We start from the raw sequence: 14,335 nt of genomic DNA on the forward strand, positions 1-14,335 counted from the left end.
TTGTTTCGGATGGTCTTTTCAAAGATTGCCATAATGGTTCCTCCGTTCTGACAATTAAAAATCGGTCCCTTATTTTTGATACGAGCAGAGCCACAGGAAAATTGCGGAGAAATCGCTTGAAGAGAGGAATTTTGTCTAATTTGATTATAGCATATCTTTTGGAAGAACAAAATACTTTATGTACGCCGCCCGCAGGCGGCAAAGATCAATCCGGGGGAAATTCCAGTTCGGCAAACTCCGCATCCGTCAGCAGTTTCAGCTTTTCGATAACACCCTCCGACAGTTCCCGTAGAGCGGTCTCGTCCGGCATCAGATAGCATTGCATGAGCCGCAGTTCGTGGACAAGCCCCAGCCGGGTGCCGGTGTTGTAGAGCATCATCAGCATGAGTTCCTCATGGTCAAAGTTCATGTTCAGCCCTCACTTTCCGACAGACGGTGGGATTGCACTCCGGGGCATCGCACTTCTCTTTGAGATTTTGCAGGACAGAGGTGCGTTCCGGCTGCTTGTCCAGAAAACCCTGTAAATCCTTGAAGCCGATGCTGTCCACATAATGCACAGATACATTGCCGTTGCGTTTAAGTGCGATCACATCGCTGACCGACAGGCTGTGTCCCTCAAAATCATGCGGACGGGAGAGGTTGAACACCTGAAACAGTTCTTCCAAAACCTCGTTGTTCGGCACATCCTGCCACATGGCGGGCAAATCAGCATAGCCCTTTTGTAACAGGGCATTGCCGCACTCGATCACGATACACAGTTTATCTTCTATTTACATGGATTTACAGGAAAGCGGCTACCAATTTTAGCAGAGAGCCGGAAAACAGAGTTCAAAAGGTGCTTTATGGGGCTTCATTAGCTGGAAACCTGATTTTATTAGCTGAAACCGAAAATTCTGCTAATGGCATTAGCTGGCTAATTTTGGTGATAGGTTCAAAATGAAAAATGCGAAGATCGTCTTTCACATGGAAAAATGACCTTCGCATTTTCATAAAGGGATACCCCAGACAGGATTCGAACCTGCGGTCTCCTCCTTAGGAGTAGACCCGATACGACATCGGGAAGTGGCATCTAATGCTTAAAAATGCTTGGAAATACAAGGTTTTTCAGCATTTCAAATCCCATCTGATACTACGCTGTGATAGCTAATTCAGAGGGATTTTACACCGTCCGATTGGCTCGAAATTAGCAAGTCTTTCGATTTTTGGTGGACGTTGCAAGTGCAAGTAAATGTCACTATGTAACTTCTCGTGATGCGAAATGATAGGAAATCCTATTCATTCTCGTGTGAGGGTGCGGGTGTCCTTAGACACAGATTTCAGTCTGTTTTATATATCATTTCAAAATGAATTTTTCAACCAGAATTATTAAGAATTTCAAAGGTTTTTCAGACTCAATGATTCTATGTAATTTAGACCCGCCGAAGCAGGTCTTTTTTTATTTCAGCATAATCTCTCTATCCTCAGCGCCGAGCATATAAGCACCCTTGGCAAAAGCATCCCTTGCAAGAAGCTCTGCTACATCAACCCTATCGAACAGCATCCATATTTCTTTCTCTTTCGGAGTCAGTTCATGGCTATGGTCAAACAAATGCTCAAGTCCCAATCCTTCAAGCAATGCCGACTTTGCTGCTTTGTATTCCTCAGCTCTGCCAACATATTCGTCGTTCCTTTCCTTGGAAAATGCCTCGATATTGTCAGCTCTCAGATGCTCGTAATACTCGTCCATAAAGATTCTATCCATACTCGTTGACCTCCATAACAAAAAAATAAGGGCAGACCCTTTTACAGCTATTGTAGCTATGTAAAAGGATCTGCCCTTGCAGTTACTATAATGTTTTTGCCAGCGACTTCAGGAGTGCTGCCATTTCCGGATTTTGCAGAAGCTTCAGAAGAAGTTCTTTATCATCAGCGGAGCTTTCCGTTGCGGCTGGTTGAACCGGCTCAGGCGTTGCCTGTCTGCCTGAGTAGAACGCAGCTTCCATTCTTTCAGCGTTCAGTCTGCGGTCATCGTCGATGATATGGGAGTAAACATCCGCTACCATCTTGACCTGTGCATGACCGGAATCGCCTTGAACGGATTTCATATCGCCGCCGTTCAGCTTCAGCTTGTAAGTGATACTGGAATGTCGGAGACTATGGAAAACCACTTTCGGCAGTCCCTTCTCCTCAATCAGCTTATTGAAAGCACGGTTGATAACCTGCCCCTCAATCGGCTTGCCATTGGAAGAACAGAAAACCAGATTGAAGTCTACGAACTCGTCACCGAAAAGGTCTTTCAGTTCTTCGATGTCAGCCTTTCGCTGTACCAACATTTCCGCTACGGTTTTCGGTAAGAACACCTTGCGGACACTTGTTTTGGTCTTAGGAGTTTTGAGAACCAATGCGGTATGCGTACTGGCGAAGGTCGGTGGGAACTTGAACATGATGTCCTTACCGTCCAGATCTGCCATCGCTTCACGATTTACTCTCTGCAACTCCTTTTCAACGAAGATGCTTGCCTGACCAAGTTCAATACTGGTGGGGGAAATGTCAATACAGTCCCAGGTAAGCCCCAGAAGCTCGCCCATTCGCAGGGAACAGGAGAAGGCAAGGTTAATAGCCAGACGAAGAATATCATCGTCACAGGCTTCCAGAGCCTTCTGGAGCACTTCTGCTGTCCAGATATCCCTGGTCTTGTGTTCTTCTTTCGGCAGCGTAGCGTGCTCCACAGGGTTTCTGGTCATCAATTCCCACTTGACCGCTTGATTGAAAGCATTTCGCAATGTCTTGTGAACCTCTCGGACAGTATGCGGAGTCAGATATTCTGTACGGGCTTTTACATACTTAGAAGAAACCGCTTTGACAGAAAGCAAATCTCGGTAATACTTGTCCATGATTCTCGGCGTGACATCCTCCAGCTTCATATCACCGATGAGGGGACGAATATAGTTTGCAATCAGGCTCTTTCTGCTTTCATAGGTAGACATCGCCCAGGTGTTCACACCATAGATTGACATATACTCATCCAAAAGATCATTGACGGTTTTAGCAGAAGGGGGAATAAAGGTTCCGGACTCCTGCTCATATTCAACCTGCAACTTCCTTTTCTTTGCTTCGGCATTCGTTTCAAAGGTTTCCCACTTCTGACGCTTGTTGCCGTTCTCATCGGTGTATGTATAAACCACAGAATACTTCTTTTTTCTCTTAACGATAGATGCCATGTAATCAGCTCCTTTCCTGTCTATCTTCCGCTAACTGGTAGCGGGTCTGATTGTGATACCATTTTTCAAAGCTCTCTTTGGTAGCTCGCTTATACCTGCCAACCTTGATAAGCTCAAAATCTTCATTGGCAACGATATAGTAAATGGTCTGACGATGTACCCCAAGCATTCTTGCCATTTCCGGCAGACCGTAGGTGGATGCCATAATATCTGCATCCAGTTCCTGATCCTCTACCGTGCGGTAATCGGTTTGAGAAGCATACCATCTTTCAAAGCTCTCCTTTGTCACTCTGCGCTTGCCCAGGACATCGACCACATCAAAATGCCCTTTGGCAACCAGTTCGTAAGCAGTCGCTTCTTTCAGCCCAAGGCGCTGTCCAAGCTCCTCCATTGAATATGTAGTTTTCTTCAATTCCTCGCCGGGAGGGGTTCCATCGACCTTCTGGTATTTGAACTGATTGGCATACCATTCTTCAAAGCTGTCGATCATCACCCTCATGGTGTTGCCGACAAGAATGGTTTTGAAGTAATTCTTCTTAATGAGCCAGTATGACTCCGTTTTACCAAGACCGAGCATCCTGCCCATTTCCAGAACAGACATACTCGTGCGTTTTCTCATTTCCGCCATCGTACAACCTCCTATGTAAAAAATGTAGCCATGTGTTTCTTGTCATGGCTACATTTTATCGAACTCTCAATATGTTTTGAAGTTTGTCGCCGGGTTGTACGACGCCCTTGACAAATTTTACATTTGATGATCCAACCACTCATCAAAACTCTTTTTGGAGATTCTGATACTGCCACCGATGCGGACGCTATGGAAAACTTTCTTTTTCACAAGGTTGTATGCGCTGGTTCTGCTGATGCCCAGAATATCCTGAATCTCATCAACCGTATAGGTTCTCTTATCAAACTGAACTGCGTTAGCAGCCATCGCTTCTTCGGTGCGCTGATTCATGGCAGCGATTCTTTCTTCAAACATTTATGTTCACTCCTTCGCTCTCTTTGCTTTATGTTTTGGGGAACGCTTTTTCAGCTGTTCCATTGCCAGGCTGACAGATAAGGCTTTCTCAATCGCTACCATTTCACGGGGCGTTACCTTACCTAAGTAATTATCAATCCTGCTTTTATCAATGGTACGAATCTGTTCCAGCTGAACAACGGACGCTTCTTTGAATGCAGGATTGTCGTAAATAACAAAGTGCGTCGGCATATTCGCTTTCTTATGGATTCTGGTGGTGACCGTTGCCACAATCAATGTGGGAGCGTGTTTATTACCGGTATCGTTCTGAATGACGATAACCGGACGGATGCCGCCTTGTTCCGACCCAACTACCGGGTCCAGCTTGGCGCAATAAATATCACCACGGCAATATACCCAATTTTCTTTCATCATGTGCCATGACCTCCTTTCGTTGGCTATGTAATAACTGACTGCCAGAAAGGAATCAGGCAGTCAGTCCAAAAGTCTATGTGTCCCATATTTGCCACGCACCCCTGGGAAAGAGGGCTTACGCCCTCAGGGAATCACCGAACGACTGATTGCGAATCAGTTCCATAGGAATCTAACCTCTGCCGGGTTCTCCGCCAGCTCCGTAGAGAAGTATCTTTAATCCTGTTGCTTTCATGGCCGTATTGGGAGCAACCCAATATTTACAAGCCAGTATTGATCGCTGGCATCGGGAGAGAGACAAGCGCTTAATTTATAGAAGAAAGTCGTTCTGTTTCTCTATCCGATACGTCTCGGCGTACCGCTGATGTGGCTGATGCTCTCGCACCGGCAACAGGAACGTATTCGATGACTGTGTATTCAGTTTTCAAGGATCAAGCAGCCGATTTTCTTTGGCTGTATCTAAATTGTACCTGTTCCTCATGCAAGTTTTTATTGCCTCGTAGGTATAGTTTTGAGGTTATTCACGACCTAAAAATATGTAATCAAGGGTTGTCTCAAAGCGCACAACCAGTTCGATTGCCAAATCAATAGAGATACCTCTGTTGCCGGTTTCAATTCGTGCAATGGTGTTTGCGGCAACACCTAACTGCTCCGCAAGCTGTTCCTGTGTAAGCCCATGTTCCTTTCTCAAGGCTTTAATTCTTTTTCCGCTTTCAACCAAGTCGTAATACATTTTCGTTCCTCCGTGTTTTTGAATTTGTGAAGTTGCAAAATCAAAAACAGCGGGAGGAGATCGTGCCCGATTCTCAATACCCTTTGCCATCTGCCTGTCCTCCTTGCAGGCATAAAAAAAGAGCCGGAGTAAATTACTCCAAGCTCTCGTTCATGCCTTTGTGTTAATTATGGGGGAAAATAGGCAGGTATAAAAAAAGCCCCGTACCCATTACAGGCACGAGGCGTAACTCTCTCTATTCAATTTTATGCCGCTATCTCCCAGCATAGCCATTTTAACACTGGACAAGTCGGACTTTCAGTAGGGGAACCGTCGTATTTTCATCGGATTTTAGTCGGACTAAAATCCTGTCTTAGCATTCACAATAACACAATGCTTCTTCCTCCCGGGCACTTTCCAGGAAATCTTTCAATTTAGGAATGGCTGTTCCCCAAAGTGACAGACCAAATAACAGTATCGCTTCTTTCTTTCGGTCATAGTAGGTGCTGCGTTCCATATTCAAAACCTCCAGCATTTCTGATTCCCTGTACTTGAAGCGGTTGAGATATGCCTTTGAGATAATCTCACAGTACAGAGCGCCTTTATCTGGATATTCTCTGATTTTCAACATAGCCATATCTACCAGTTCAATGATCCACTTTGTCTCAAATAAGCTGCGAATGCGTTCTTCAAATCGTTCTCTCGCTTCATCCGGAGCAAAGTTCTCCAGATAAATCAATGCACCATCTAAGCTGTCACCGTAAGTACAAATAAGGGTATCACATACATCATTCGCACGATCAATGGTAGACCAGCACACCTCTCGATATATGGATAAAATCAGCTTTGCTCTTTCATACAGAACCTTCTCGTCAATGTTCTGCATCCGGCAAAGCATTCGAATACTGCTTAATACCTGTGTATTATATCTGCTCATTCAGAATCTCCTTTCAGCCTAATCCATAAAATAAGAATTCCTTTCTAACTCCTGTCACTTGGCTAAAGGGAAACAAATACCATGGGACAAGAATGACTATAACTTCCGATATTTGATTAAAATAACAGAAGTGAAATCGGAAGTTCTTGACTTTATAAAAGTTCCGATATATAATTAAGTGGAATTAAAACTTCTGTTATGATTCTTATTATAGCATTTTCCAGAAGTTTGTCAACAAATAATCGGAAGTTACGAATAAATATTTTTTGAAAGGAAGGATACTACCATGACATTTGGAGAAAAAATTAAAGAAGCTCGTTTGGCTATGAACCTATCTCAAACGGAGCTTGCCCAGATGACCGGCATTTCCGAAAGATCCCTTTACACCTATGAGCAGCTCGGAACACTCCCCAGAAAAAGCAACATCAGAAAACTTGCTGAAGCACTGCATATCTCTGTGTCCTATCTTTTGGACGAATCTGAAACGGATAGCCAGAGCCATATAGATCAGGATATGTTTATTTTAGAGGCAAAGGAAAACTTCGGTTCAAAAGGAGCAAAAGAAGCTCAGGAAGTGTTGGGTCGTGTAAATTCTCTGTTTGCCGGTGGAGAATTGGACGAGGACGCAAAAGATGTATTCTTCCAGGCGATTATGTCAGTTTATATGGACTCTAAGAAAACAGCACGGGAAAAGTACACTCCGAAGAAATACAGAAAGCATAAAGATAAAGAGTAAAATCCTCAAGCACAGAATATGTTTTCTGTGTGCGATTCGGAGGTGAAGCAAATGAAAACGGCAGAGCATATCATTGAAACTGTCGATAAGCTTGTGCGAAAATATCACACCAGAGACCCTTACGAGCTATGTCAGCTGTTAGGTATCAAAATCCACTATTACGATTTACAGAAGAAATTGAAGGGCTTCTTCTATTACCAGTCCAGACAAAAGAATATCGTGATAGATCACAATGTGAACGGTATCCTGGAGCGTATATTAGTCGCACATGAATTAGGACACGCTGTCCTGCATACAAAAATCGCTATGATGCACGGCTTTCAAGAAATGGAAGTTTTTGATGATAGATCAATCGAAGAAAATGAAGCAAACTTCTTTGCGGCGGAGCTTCTGTTAGAAGATGGGAAAGTCCTGGAATGCCTTTCGGAACACACATTTTTTGAAACGGCTAAAATGCTCTATGTACCGGCAGCATTATTAGACTACAAATTCAGCCTGCTCCACGAAAAAGGAGAGCTGGTAAATTCGATGTATATTCGTAAAGCAGATTTCCTGAAAGAAGATCTTCATGCCTACGATAACGACATTGGTTATGGCGATATATGAATATCTATTTTTATATCTTTACAGAAAAAGTCCACCAGTACGATGCGTAGTGCATCATGACTGGTGGACTTTTTGCTTCTTAAAGAATCAGTATATTGTGCTGCAAAAAAGAACCCCATAGCAGTTCACTCTGTACCGTCAATGGGCTTCTTTTTCATTATATCAATCAAGCTCCGCTTTTTTTATCATCTCTTGCTGGTCAATCAAGACATCAATCAACTTTCCTACGGTTATCAATGTTGTTACATTACACTTTTTCAGTTTTGCAGCAATCTCATTATCAATGATGCTGTCGCATTTTGCATATGGGGTATCCAGTAAAAAATAGTCAAAGTTCTTTTCCAAGACGAATGCCAGTTTTAGAAGCATTGCCAAAGAAACTTTCGTCTGTCCAACTTCAACATGGCTCATATGATTGTTCGAGCAACCAACCAACGCACCCAAATCAGCCTGACTATAACCCTTTTCCAGTCGGGCAGCTCTAATGCGCTGACCAATCTTAACGTAATCAATTTCCGGTTGCGTTTCAATCACCTCCATGCTGTGTATGATTCTGCTATACATTATAAAATGTACCAAAAATCTCAACAACCAACATCGGGTGCAAGTTGCATTTATAAATGCAATATGATAAAATTTTATAGGCAGATTGCATTAAATGATAGAATGAAAAGAACCCCAAGACGACAATATGAGCTATCTTGAGGTTCTTTAAAATAAAAAATTCGTAGAGTACATTACTCCACGAATCGCATTCTTCTCTGTTTTTTTTAGTTTATATCTTTATTTTACAAATTGTCGCACTGTTTGTCAATATGTTAGGGACATAAAACACGAGGTTTTGCACAAAAATCCATCTTAGAAAGTTCCAAAGTCACAATTTGCCGTCAGAATTATAGTCATATTGAAGGAGGTGTACCTTATGGCACGAAAAGGAGAAAATATTTACAAAAGGAAAGACGGCAGATGGGAAGGAAGATACATTAAGTCCCGATCTTCTACAGGCAAAGCCAATTACGGTTATGTTTATGCAAAGTCATATCGAGAAGTCAAGGCAAAACTTATCAGTCAAAGTTCGTGCACGAGTAATTCTGTCACTGTCGATCCAGAAATTAGCTCAGATCAATTTGAACAGGTTGCTATGGAATGGTTTCAAGCTATATGTCCTAAAGTGAAGGAATCTACAAGCAACAAATATAGGAATCTTCTCAGCTCGTATATACTTCCTGTGTTCGGAAGCAAACAATTGCGTGATATAACACACGAGTTTATTGAAACGCAGTGTAATTTTTTCCTTGTTTCTGGTGGATTAAAGGAGAATGGACTTTCCTCTAAAACTGTTTCAGATATTTTATCTCTAATTCGAAATGTCTTACAATTTGCCACCCGAAACGGGAAAGCCATTTCTTGTGACGCACGATCTATACAGATAAAACGTCAAACGAAGGAAATGAGAGTTTTGAGTCGTGCTGAACAGGAAAAATTATGCCAATACTTGTATTCTAATCTTGATTCCTGCAATATTGGTATATTAGTATGTTTATTCACTGGTCTCAGAGTAGGTGAAATTTGTGCGTTACGATGGGAAGATGTTTCATTCTCAGATTACACAATCCACGTGCATCAAACGCTCCAGAGAATCCAAGATAGAACCAACAGTGAATACAAGACAAGGATTGTTGTTACCACACCAAAAAGTGCTTGCTCCATCCGTACTATTCCAGTACCCCATGGCTTAATGACTATTCTTACAGCACACAAAGCTTCTTCTACTGGCTACATCCTAACCAATAGCGATCAGAATCCATTAGAACCAAGAACCATGCAAAATCATTTTAAGAAGGTATTGAAAAACAGCGGAATCACCTCCGCAAATTATCACTCGTTACGTCATACATTTGCTACAAGGTGCATAGAGCTTGGATTCGATGTAAAAAGTCTCAGCGAAATATTGGGTCATGCCAGCGTGAATATTACAATGAATCGCTATGTACACCCATCCATGGATTTAAAAAGAGAAAATATGCAACGGCTTTCTGATTTATTAGCCGTCAAATAAATTGTCAACACCGTCAAATAATGCTGAGTTTTCAGTGTTTGGCGGTGTTTTTTCGTGGAGTAATGTACTCTACGAAAGAGTATACCCAGGAGGAGATTTATTGATTCAATTTGTAGGGCGAGATGCTTATAAGCAGTTTTGGAATTTTAGTAAAGATGAGAAAGAGAACTTGGCCACTCAATTGGCGATTGAGTTACCCGCACTCAGAGGAAAAGTTGGTGCATCACAAGAAGAAATTGCTTCGGCTGCTGGTATTTCACGACAAACTTATAGTGCCTACGAAAATCGGACACGCCCAATTCCATGGAGTTTATATCTAGCACTATTGTTTTATTTTGATTACATTCCAAGTACACATTATATGATTCGCCAGCTTGAATTATTCCCAAATGAAAGAAGTTATGGAAATAAGACTTAGAAGCAAACTTAAGAGTGTGTTGATAGTGCAGTATCTTAAAATTTTGTATAATAGGAATTGAAGTTAAATTAGATGCTAAAAATTTGTAATTAAGAAGGAGTGATTACATGAACAAAAATATAAAATATTCTCAAAACTTTTTAACGAGTGAAAAAGTACTCAACCAAATAATAAAACAATTGAATTTAAAAGAAACCGATACCGTTTACGAAATTGGAACAGGTAAAGGGCATTTAACGACGAAACTGGCTAAAATAAGTAAACAGGTAACGTCTATTGAATTAGACAGTCATCTATTCAACTTATCGTCAGAAAAATTAAAACTGAATACTCGTGTCACTTTAATTCACCAAGATATTCTACAGTTTCAATTCCCTAACAAACAGAGGTATAAAATTGTTGGGAGTATTCCTTACCATTTAAGCACACAAATTATTAAAAAAGTGGTTTTTGAAAGCCATGCGTCTGACATCTATCTGATTGTTGAAGAAGGATTCTACAAGCGTACCTTGGATATTCACCGAACACTAGGGTTGCTCTTGCACACTCAAGTCTCGATTCAGCAATTGCTTAAGCTGCCAGCGGAATGCTTTCATCCTAAACCAAAAGTAAACAGTGTCTTAATAAAACTTACCCGCCATACCACAGATGTTCCAGATAAATATTGGAAGCTATATACGTACTTTGTTTCAAAATGGGTCAATCGAGAATATCGTCAACTGTTTACTAAAAATCAGTTTCATCAAGCAATGAAACACGCCAAAGTAAACAATTTAAGTACCGTTACTTATGAGCAAGTATTGTCTATTTTTAATAGTTATCTATTATTTAACGGGAGGAAATAATTCTATGAGTCGCTTTTGTAAATTTGGAAAGTTACACGTTACTAAAGGGAATGTAGATAAATTATTAGGTATACTACTGACAGCTTCCAAGGAGCTAAAGAGGTCCCTAGCGCCTACGGGGAATTTGTATCGATAAGGGGTACAAATTCCCACTAAGCGCTCGGGACCCCTTGTAGGAAAATGTCCTAAGTGTGGCAACAATATTGTATTAAAAAAATCGTTTTATGGTTGTTCAAATTATCCTGAATGTACCTTCACTTTAGCTGAACATTTTAGAAAGAAAAAACTCACCAAAACAAATGTAAAAGAATTACTAGAGGGAAAAGAAACCCTGGTAAAAGGAATCAAAACGAAAGATAGAAAGTCCTACAATGCCGTTGTAAAAATCGGAGAAAAGGGATATATTGATTTTATCTCTTTTTCAAAATAAGCATAAAAGCCCTTTAAAGAGGGCTTTTATATATTAATCACAAATCACTTATCACAAATCACAAGTGATTAATCACAAATCACTTGTGATTTGTGATTCCTAATGATACAATATTACTATACAAAAAAAGAATGGGGCGTAGTTATGGAGAAGGAAGAACTCAAAATACTTGAAGAATTAAGACGTATTTTAAACAGTAAAAATGAAGCGATTGTTATCTTAAACAATTATTTTAAAGGTGGTGTTGGAAAGTCAAAATTATCGACTATGTTTGCTTACTTGACAGACAAATTTAATTTAAAAGTTTTAATGATCGATAAGGACTTACAAGCAACATTGACAAAAGACTTAGCAAAAACATTTAAGGTAGAATTGCCACGTGTTAATTTTTATGAAGGACTGAAAAATGGAAACTTGGCTTCTTCTATTGTTCATTTGACTGATAATTTAGACTTGATCCCTGGCACGTTTGATTTGATGTTACTGCCAAAATTAACTCGCTCATGGACTTTTGAAAATGAAAGTAGATTGCTTGCTACTCTTTTAGCACCTTTAAAAAGTGACTATGATCTCATTATTATTGATACTGTACCAACGCCAAGCGTTTATACAAATAATGCAATCGTGGCAAGTGATTACGTTATGATCCCTTTACAAGCAGAAGAAGAAAGTACAAACAACATTCAAAACTATATTTCCTATTTGATTGATTTACAAGAACAGTTTAACCCTGGACTAGATATGATCGGTTTTGTTCCTTATTTAGTTGATACGGACAGCGCAACGATAAAATCAAACCTGGAAGAACTGTACAAGCAACATAAAGAAGATAACTTGGTTTTCCAAAATATTATCAAGCGAAGTAATAAAGTAAGTACCTGGTCTAAAAACGGAATTACAGAACACAAAGGCTATGACAAAAAAGTTTTATCCATGTATGAGAACGTATTTTTTGAAATGCTTGAGCGAATCATTCAATTAGAAAACGAAAAAGAATAGAATCACAAATCACAAGTGATTAATCACAAATCACTTGTGATTTGTGATTGTTGATGATAAAATAAGAATAAGAAGAAATAGAAAGAAGTGAGTGATTGTGGGAAATTTAGGCGCACAAAAAGCAAAACGAAATGATACACCAATCAGTGCAAAAAAAGATATAATGGGAGATAAGACGGTTCGTGTTCGTGCTGACTTGCACCATATCATAAAAATCGAAACAGCAAAGAATGGCGGAAACGTAAAAGAAGTTATGGATCAAGCCTTAGAAGAATATATACGGAAATATTTACCTGACAAACTTTAAAAGGAGTGAAAATGAAATGGCAGTTACGTATGAAAAAACATTTGAAATAGAGATCATTAACGAATTATCGGCAAGCGTTTATAATCGAGTATTAAACTATGTTTTGAACCATGAATTAAATAAAAATGACTCTCAATTATTGGAAGTCAATTTATTAAACCAATTAAAGCTTGCAAAACGTGTAAATCTTTTTGATTATTCTTTAGAAGAATTACAAGCCGTTCATGAGTATTGGCGGTCAATGAATCGTTACTCAAAACAAGTTTTGAATAAAGAGAAAGTGGCTTAATATGGCAAATATAGTCAATTTTACTGACAAACAGTTTGAGAATCGCTTAAATGATAATTTAGAAGAATTGGTTCAAGTAAAAAAGCGGTTGAATCGCCAACCGCTTTTTTACTTGGTGGGCAATCAGGGTCAGGGAAAACCAGTTTGCGAAGAAGATGATTGAGCAGGCAGGAACAAAGTGATAAATTCAAATTGTGAGGGAAAATACAGATGAATCAAGGAAGAATTATTGTGATTACAGGCTCACCGGGGACAGGAAAAACAACAACTGCGTCAATTGTCGCAAAGGAATCAGATATGGATAAATCAGTGCATATGCACACCGATGACTTTTTTCATTACTTAAGCAAAGGCGCAATACCACCACATTTGCCAGAATCCAACAAGCAAAATCTGGTTGTCATTGAAGCCTTTTTAGAAGCTGCAAAGCGATATGCTCGTGGCGGATATGATGTAATTGTAGATGGGATTGTCGGGCCATGGTTTTTGGAGCCATGGAAAGCTCTTGCCCAAGAAGATTACGAGGTACACTATATTGTATTAAGAGCGAGTAAAAAAGAAACTATGAAGCGAGCTGTGGAACGCTCAAAATTAGATAGAAAAACAAATATTGAATTAGTGGAAACAATGTGGGAGCAATTTTCCGGTTTGGGGATATATGAATCAAATGTCATAGACACAACTACATTCACAATTAAAGATACGGTTTCCGCAATAAAAGAAAGAGTTGCATGTGGGACGTCTTTACTATCTTAGACATTCCCATTTGTCAGGAAGATAGCAAAGCCAGCCGAGCCAGTCAACGGTCAAGATGAACGGCGCATTTCATGCGCCGCCGTTGACAGTCACGCCCGTCTTTGCTAAAAAGTAATCAAGGCGGGAAAGCCCTAAAATGGCTTCCCGCCCATTTCAATTTTTAGAAAAGAAACGCTCCAAAATCAGAAAGAGAGCGTCCAAGCACTTTGAGGGATTGGCCGCCTTGTCCACCCATTCAGCGGGACAGCGGGCGGAGGTCAAGGCCGGGTGTAAACCCGTTCATTTCAGCTTAGAAACCCTTCATAAAACGGGCTTATTTAGCGATATAAGGCTTTATAATAGAGAAGGAGTGAAACTTCTATTCAAGTTTAGAAACGCCTTCCATTAGTCCGAAAGAGACCTTAGAAAGAGAATTAAATCGTAAAGTATCAGGGAAAGAAATTCAACCGACTTTGGAGAGAATAGAGCAAAAAATGGTTCAAAATCAACACCAAGAAACCCCTGAATTTAAAGCAATTCAACAAAAATTGGAAAGCTTGCAGCTACCTACACCACCAATACCCAAAACACCTAAACTTCCAGGACTTTAAACCTTAAAAAAGGAAAAGAGTAGTTACCAAAAAACGGTAACTACTCTTTTTTTATAAA

The 14,335-nt window shown here is 40.2% G+C and carries 19 protein-coding genes and 4 pseudogenes; 13 read left to right on the forward strand and 10 right to left on the reverse strand.

Annotated elements, in window-relative coordinates; translation table 11 throughout:
• Nucleotides 1-205: 205 nt before the first annotated feature.
• The 9 genes and pseudogenes from DXA66_RS12785 to DXA66_RS12825 all read right to left on the reverse strand — a co-directional run bounded on the left by DXA66_RS12785 (nucleotide 206) and on the right by DXA66_RS12825 (nucleotide 6,242).
• Nucleotides 206-409 (reverse strand): transposon-transfer assisting family protein, encoded by a 204-nt coding sequence (locus DXA66_RS12785; RefSeq protein WP_118529247.1) that lies wholly within the window; start codon nucleotides 407-409, stop codon nucleotides 206-208.
• Nucleotides 399-713 (reverse strand): annotated as a pseudogene (locus DXA66_RS12790) (YodL domain-containing protein); the annotation flags it as partial. The pseudogene DXA66_RS12790 and the gene DXA66_RS12785, both read right to left, overlap by 11 nt.
• 722 nt (nucleotides 714-1,435) lie before the next feature.
• Complete coding sequence (locus DXA66_RS12795; RefSeq protein WP_002304425.1) at nucleotides 1,436-1,741, reverse strand: hypothetical protein; 306 nt, start codon at nucleotides 1,739-1,741, stop codon at nucleotides 1,436-1,438.
• A gap of 85 nt (nucleotides 1,742-1,826) precedes the next feature.
• On the reverse strand, nucleotides 1,827-3,200 hold the full coding sequence (gene xerC, locus DXA66_RS12800) for a tyrosine recombinase XerC (RefSeq protein WP_002304423.1): 1,374 nt from the start codon (nucleotides 3,198-3,200) through the stop codon (nucleotides 1,827-1,829).
• Between the two features lie 4 nt (nucleotides 3,201-3,204).
• Nucleotides 3,205-3,828, reverse strand: coding sequence for a helix-turn-helix domain-containing protein (locus DXA66_RS12805; protein ID WP_002304420.1), 624 nt, complete (start codon nucleotides 3,826-3,828; stop codon nucleotides 3,205-3,207).
• A 117-nt stretch (nucleotides 3,829-3,945) separates the two neighbouring features.
• Nucleotides 3,946-4,182, reverse strand: coding sequence for a helix-turn-helix domain-containing protein (locus DXA66_RS12810; protein ID WP_002304418.1), 237 nt, complete (start codon nucleotides 4,180-4,182; stop codon nucleotides 3,946-3,948).
• Nucleotides 4,183-4,188: 6 nt separating this feature from the next.
• On the reverse strand, nucleotides 4,189-4,596 hold the full coding sequence (locus tag DXA66_RS12815; protein ID WP_002578938.1) for a type II toxin-antitoxin system PemK/MazF family toxin: 408 nt from the start codon (nucleotides 4,594-4,596) through the stop codon (nucleotides 4,189-4,191).
• A gap of 514 nt (nucleotides 4,597-5,110) precedes the next feature.
• On the reverse strand, nucleotides 5,111-5,416 hold the full coding sequence (locus DXA66_RS12820) for a helix-turn-helix transcriptional regulator (RefSeq protein WP_002304413.1): 306 nt from the start codon (nucleotides 5,414-5,416) through the stop codon (nucleotides 5,111-5,113).
• 262 nt (nucleotides 5,417-5,678) lie between these two features.
• A complete protein-coding gene (locus DXA66_RS12825; protein ID WP_002304412.1) occupies nucleotides 5,679-6,242 on the reverse strand; it encodes a hypothetical protein in 564 nt (187 codons plus the stop codon).
• 286 nt (nucleotides 6,243-6,528) lie between these two features.
• Here DXA66_RS12825 and DXA66_RS12830 point away from each other — a divergent pair, with 286 nt between their 5' ends.
• The gene (locus DXA66_RS12830; RefSeq protein WP_002304411.1) at nucleotides 6,529-6,978 is read left to right on the forward strand and encodes a helix-turn-helix domain-containing protein; all 450 of its coding nucleotides are present in this window, start codon (nucleotides 6,529-6,531) and stop codon (nucleotides 6,976-6,978) included.
• Between the two features lie 51 nt (nucleotides 6,979-7,029).
• A complete protein-coding gene (locus DXA66_RS12835) occupies nucleotides 7,030-7,584 on the forward strand; it encodes an ImmA/IrrE family metallo-endopeptidase (protein ID WP_002304410.1) in 555 nt (184 codons plus the stop codon).
• Between the two features lie 162 nt (nucleotides 7,585-7,746).
• Here the strand turns inward: DXA66_RS12835 and DXA66_RS12840 are convergent, their stop codons facing one another.
• Nucleotides 7,747-8,124 (reverse strand): helix-turn-helix domain-containing protein, encoded by a 378-nt coding sequence (locus DXA66_RS12840; RefSeq protein ID WP_002578940.1) that lies wholly within the window; start codon nucleotides 8,122-8,124, stop codon nucleotides 7,747-7,749.
• 382 nt (nucleotides 8,125-8,506) lie between these two features.
• Between DXA66_RS12840 and DXA66_RS12845 the strand changes: the two genes are divergently transcribed.
• From DXA66_RS12845 to DXA66_RS14770, 11 genes and pseudogenes are all read left to right on the forward strand, one after another.
• Nucleotides 8,507-9,643: a site-specific integrase gene (locus DXA66_RS12845; protein ID WP_002304408.1), complete on the forward strand. Its 1,137-nt coding sequence runs from the start codon at nucleotides 8,507-8,509 to the stop codon at nucleotides 9,641-9,643.
• Between the two features lie 34 nt (nucleotides 9,644-9,677).
• Nucleotides 9,678-10,061: a helix-turn-helix transcriptional regulator gene (locus DXA66_RS12850; protein WP_279233781.1), complete on the forward strand. Its 384-nt coding sequence runs from the start codon at nucleotides 9,678-9,680 to the stop codon at nucleotides 10,059-10,061.
• Nucleotides 10,021-10,122: pseudogene (locus DXA66_RS14720) on the forward strand (peptide-binding protein); the annotation flags it as partial. The gene DXA66_RS12850 and the pseudogene DXA66_RS14720, both read left to right, overlap by 41 nt.
• Before the next feature lie 46 nt (nucleotides 10,123-10,168).
• Nucleotides 10,169-10,906 (forward strand): 23S rRNA (adenine(2058)-N(6))-methyltransferase Erm(B), encoded by a 738-nt coding sequence (gene erm(B), locus DXA66_RS12860; protein ID WP_002292226.1) that lies wholly within the window; start codon nucleotides 10,169-10,171, stop codon nucleotides 10,904-10,906.
• Nucleotides 10,907-11,075: 169 nt separating this feature from the next.
• A pseudogene (locus DXA66_RS12870) lies at nucleotides 11,076-11,336 on the forward strand (topoisomerase DNA-binding C4 zinc finger domain-containing protein); the annotation flags it as partial.
• A 102-nt stretch (nucleotides 11,337-11,438) separates the two neighbouring features.
• The gene (locus DXA66_RS12875) at nucleotides 11,439-12,335 is read left to right on the forward strand and encodes a ParA family protein (RefSeq protein WP_002304405.1); all 897 of its coding nucleotides are present in this window, start codon (nucleotides 11,439-11,441) and stop codon (nucleotides 12,333-12,335) included.
• A 91-nt stretch (nucleotides 12,336-12,426) separates the two neighbouring features.
• A complete protein-coding gene (locus DXA66_RS12880; protein WP_001835296.1) occupies nucleotides 12,427-12,642 on the forward strand; it encodes a peptide-binding protein in 216 nt (71 codons plus the stop codon).
• A 16-nt stretch (nucleotides 12,643-12,658) separates the two neighbouring features.
• Nucleotides 12,659-12,931 carry an antitoxin gene (locus tag DXA66_RS12885; protein ID WP_000301765.1) on the forward strand — a complete coding sequence of 91 codons (273 nt, stop codon included), beginning with the start codon at nucleotides 12,659-12,661 and terminating at the stop codon, nucleotides 12,929-12,931.
• A gap of 1 nt (nucleotide 12,932) precedes the next feature.
• Nucleotides 12,933-13,094, forward strand: a complete 162-nt coding sequence (locus DXA66_RS12890; protein ID WP_002304403.1) for a hypothetical protein — start codon at nucleotides 12,933-12,935, stop codon at nucleotides 13,092-13,094.
• Nucleotides 13,095-13,141: 47 nt separating this feature from the next.
• On the forward strand, nucleotides 13,142-13,687 hold the full coding sequence (locus tag DXA66_RS12895; RefSeq protein ID WP_002304402.1) for an AAA family ATPase: 546 nt from the start codon (nucleotides 13,142-13,144) through the stop codon (nucleotides 13,685-13,687).
• A 286-nt stretch (nucleotides 13,688-13,973) separates the two neighbouring features.
• A pseudogene (locus DXA66_RS14770) lies at nucleotides 13,974-14,277 on the forward strand (toxin zeta); the annotation flags it as partial.
• Between the last annotated feature and the right edge of the window lie 58 nt (nucleotides 14,278-14,335).

Origin of the sequence: Faecalibacterium sp. OF03-6AC (assembly GCF_003478175.1) — a bacterium.
GTDB lineage: Bacteria > Bacillota > Clostridia > Oscillospirales > Ruminococcaceae > Faecalibacterium > Faecalibacterium taiwanense.

What these genes read in the sequence shown, in the direction of transcription:
- DXA66_RS12885 (WP_000301765.1), top strand. Translation starts at nt 12,659, where the DNA reads ATGGCAGTTACGTATGAAAAAACATTTGAAATAGAGATCATTAACGAA.
- DXA66_RS12825 (WP_002304412.1), bottom strand. Translation starts at nt 6,242, where the DNA reads ATGAGCAGATATAATACACAGGTATTAAGCAGTATTCGAATGCTTTGC.
- DXA66_RS12845 (WP_002304408.1), top strand. Translation starts at nt 8,507, where the DNA reads ATGGCACGAAAAGGAGAAAATATTTACAAAAGGAAAGACGGCAGATGG.
- DXA66_RS12830 (WP_002304411.1), top strand. Translation starts at nt 6,529, where the DNA reads ATGACATTTGGAGAAAAAATTAAAGAAGCTCGTTTGGCTATGAACCTA.
- DXA66_RS12875 (WP_002304405.1), top strand. Translation starts at nt 11,439, where the DNA reads ATGATACAATATTACTATACAAAAAAAGAATGGGGCGTAGTTATGGAG.
- xerC (WP_002304423.1), bottom strand. Translation starts at nt 3,200, where the DNA reads ATGGCATCTATCGTTAAGAGAAAAAAGAAGTATTCTGTGGTTTATACA.
- DXA66_RS12895 (WP_002304402.1), top strand. Translation starts at nt 13,142, where the DNA reads ATGAATCAAGGAAGAATTATTGTGATTACAGGCTCACCGGGGACAGGA.
- DXA66_RS12835 (WP_002304410.1), top strand. Translation starts at nt 7,030, where the DNA reads ATGAAAACGGCAGAGCATATCATTGAAACTGTCGATAAGCTTGTGCGA.
- DXA66_RS12805 (WP_002304420.1), bottom strand. Translation starts at nt 3,828, where the DNA reads ATGGCGGAAATGAGAAAACGCACGAGTATGTCTGTTCTGGAAATGGGC.
- DXA66_RS12785 (WP_118529247.1), bottom strand. Translation starts at nt 409, where the DNA reads ATGAACTTTGACCATGAGGAACTCATGCTGATGATGCTCTACAACACC.
- DXA66_RS12815 (WP_002578938.1), bottom strand. Translation starts at nt 4,596, where the DNA reads ATGATGAAAGAAAATTGGGTATATTGCCGTGGTGATATTTATTGCGCC.
- DXA66_RS12795 (WP_002304425.1), bottom strand. Translation starts at nt 1,741, where the DNA reads ATGGATAGAATCTTTATGGACGAGTATTACGAGCATCTGAGAGCTGAC.
- DXA66_RS12840 (WP_002578940.1), bottom strand. Translation starts at nt 8,124, where the DNA reads ATGGAGGTGATTGAAACGCAACCGGAAATTGATTACGTTAAGATTGGT.
- DXA66_RS12810 (WP_002304418.1), bottom strand. Translation starts at nt 4,182, where the DNA reads ATGTTTGAAGAAAGAATCGCTGCCATGAATCAGCGCACCGAAGAAGCG.
- DXA66_RS12890 (WP_002304403.1), top strand. Translation starts at nt 12,933, where the DNA reads ATGGCAAATATAGTCAATTTTACTGACAAACAGTTTGAGAATCGCTTA.
- DXA66_RS12820 (WP_002304413.1), bottom strand. Translation starts at nt 5,416, where the DNA reads ATGGCAAAGGGTATTGAGAATCGGGCACGATCTCCTCCCGCTGTTTTT.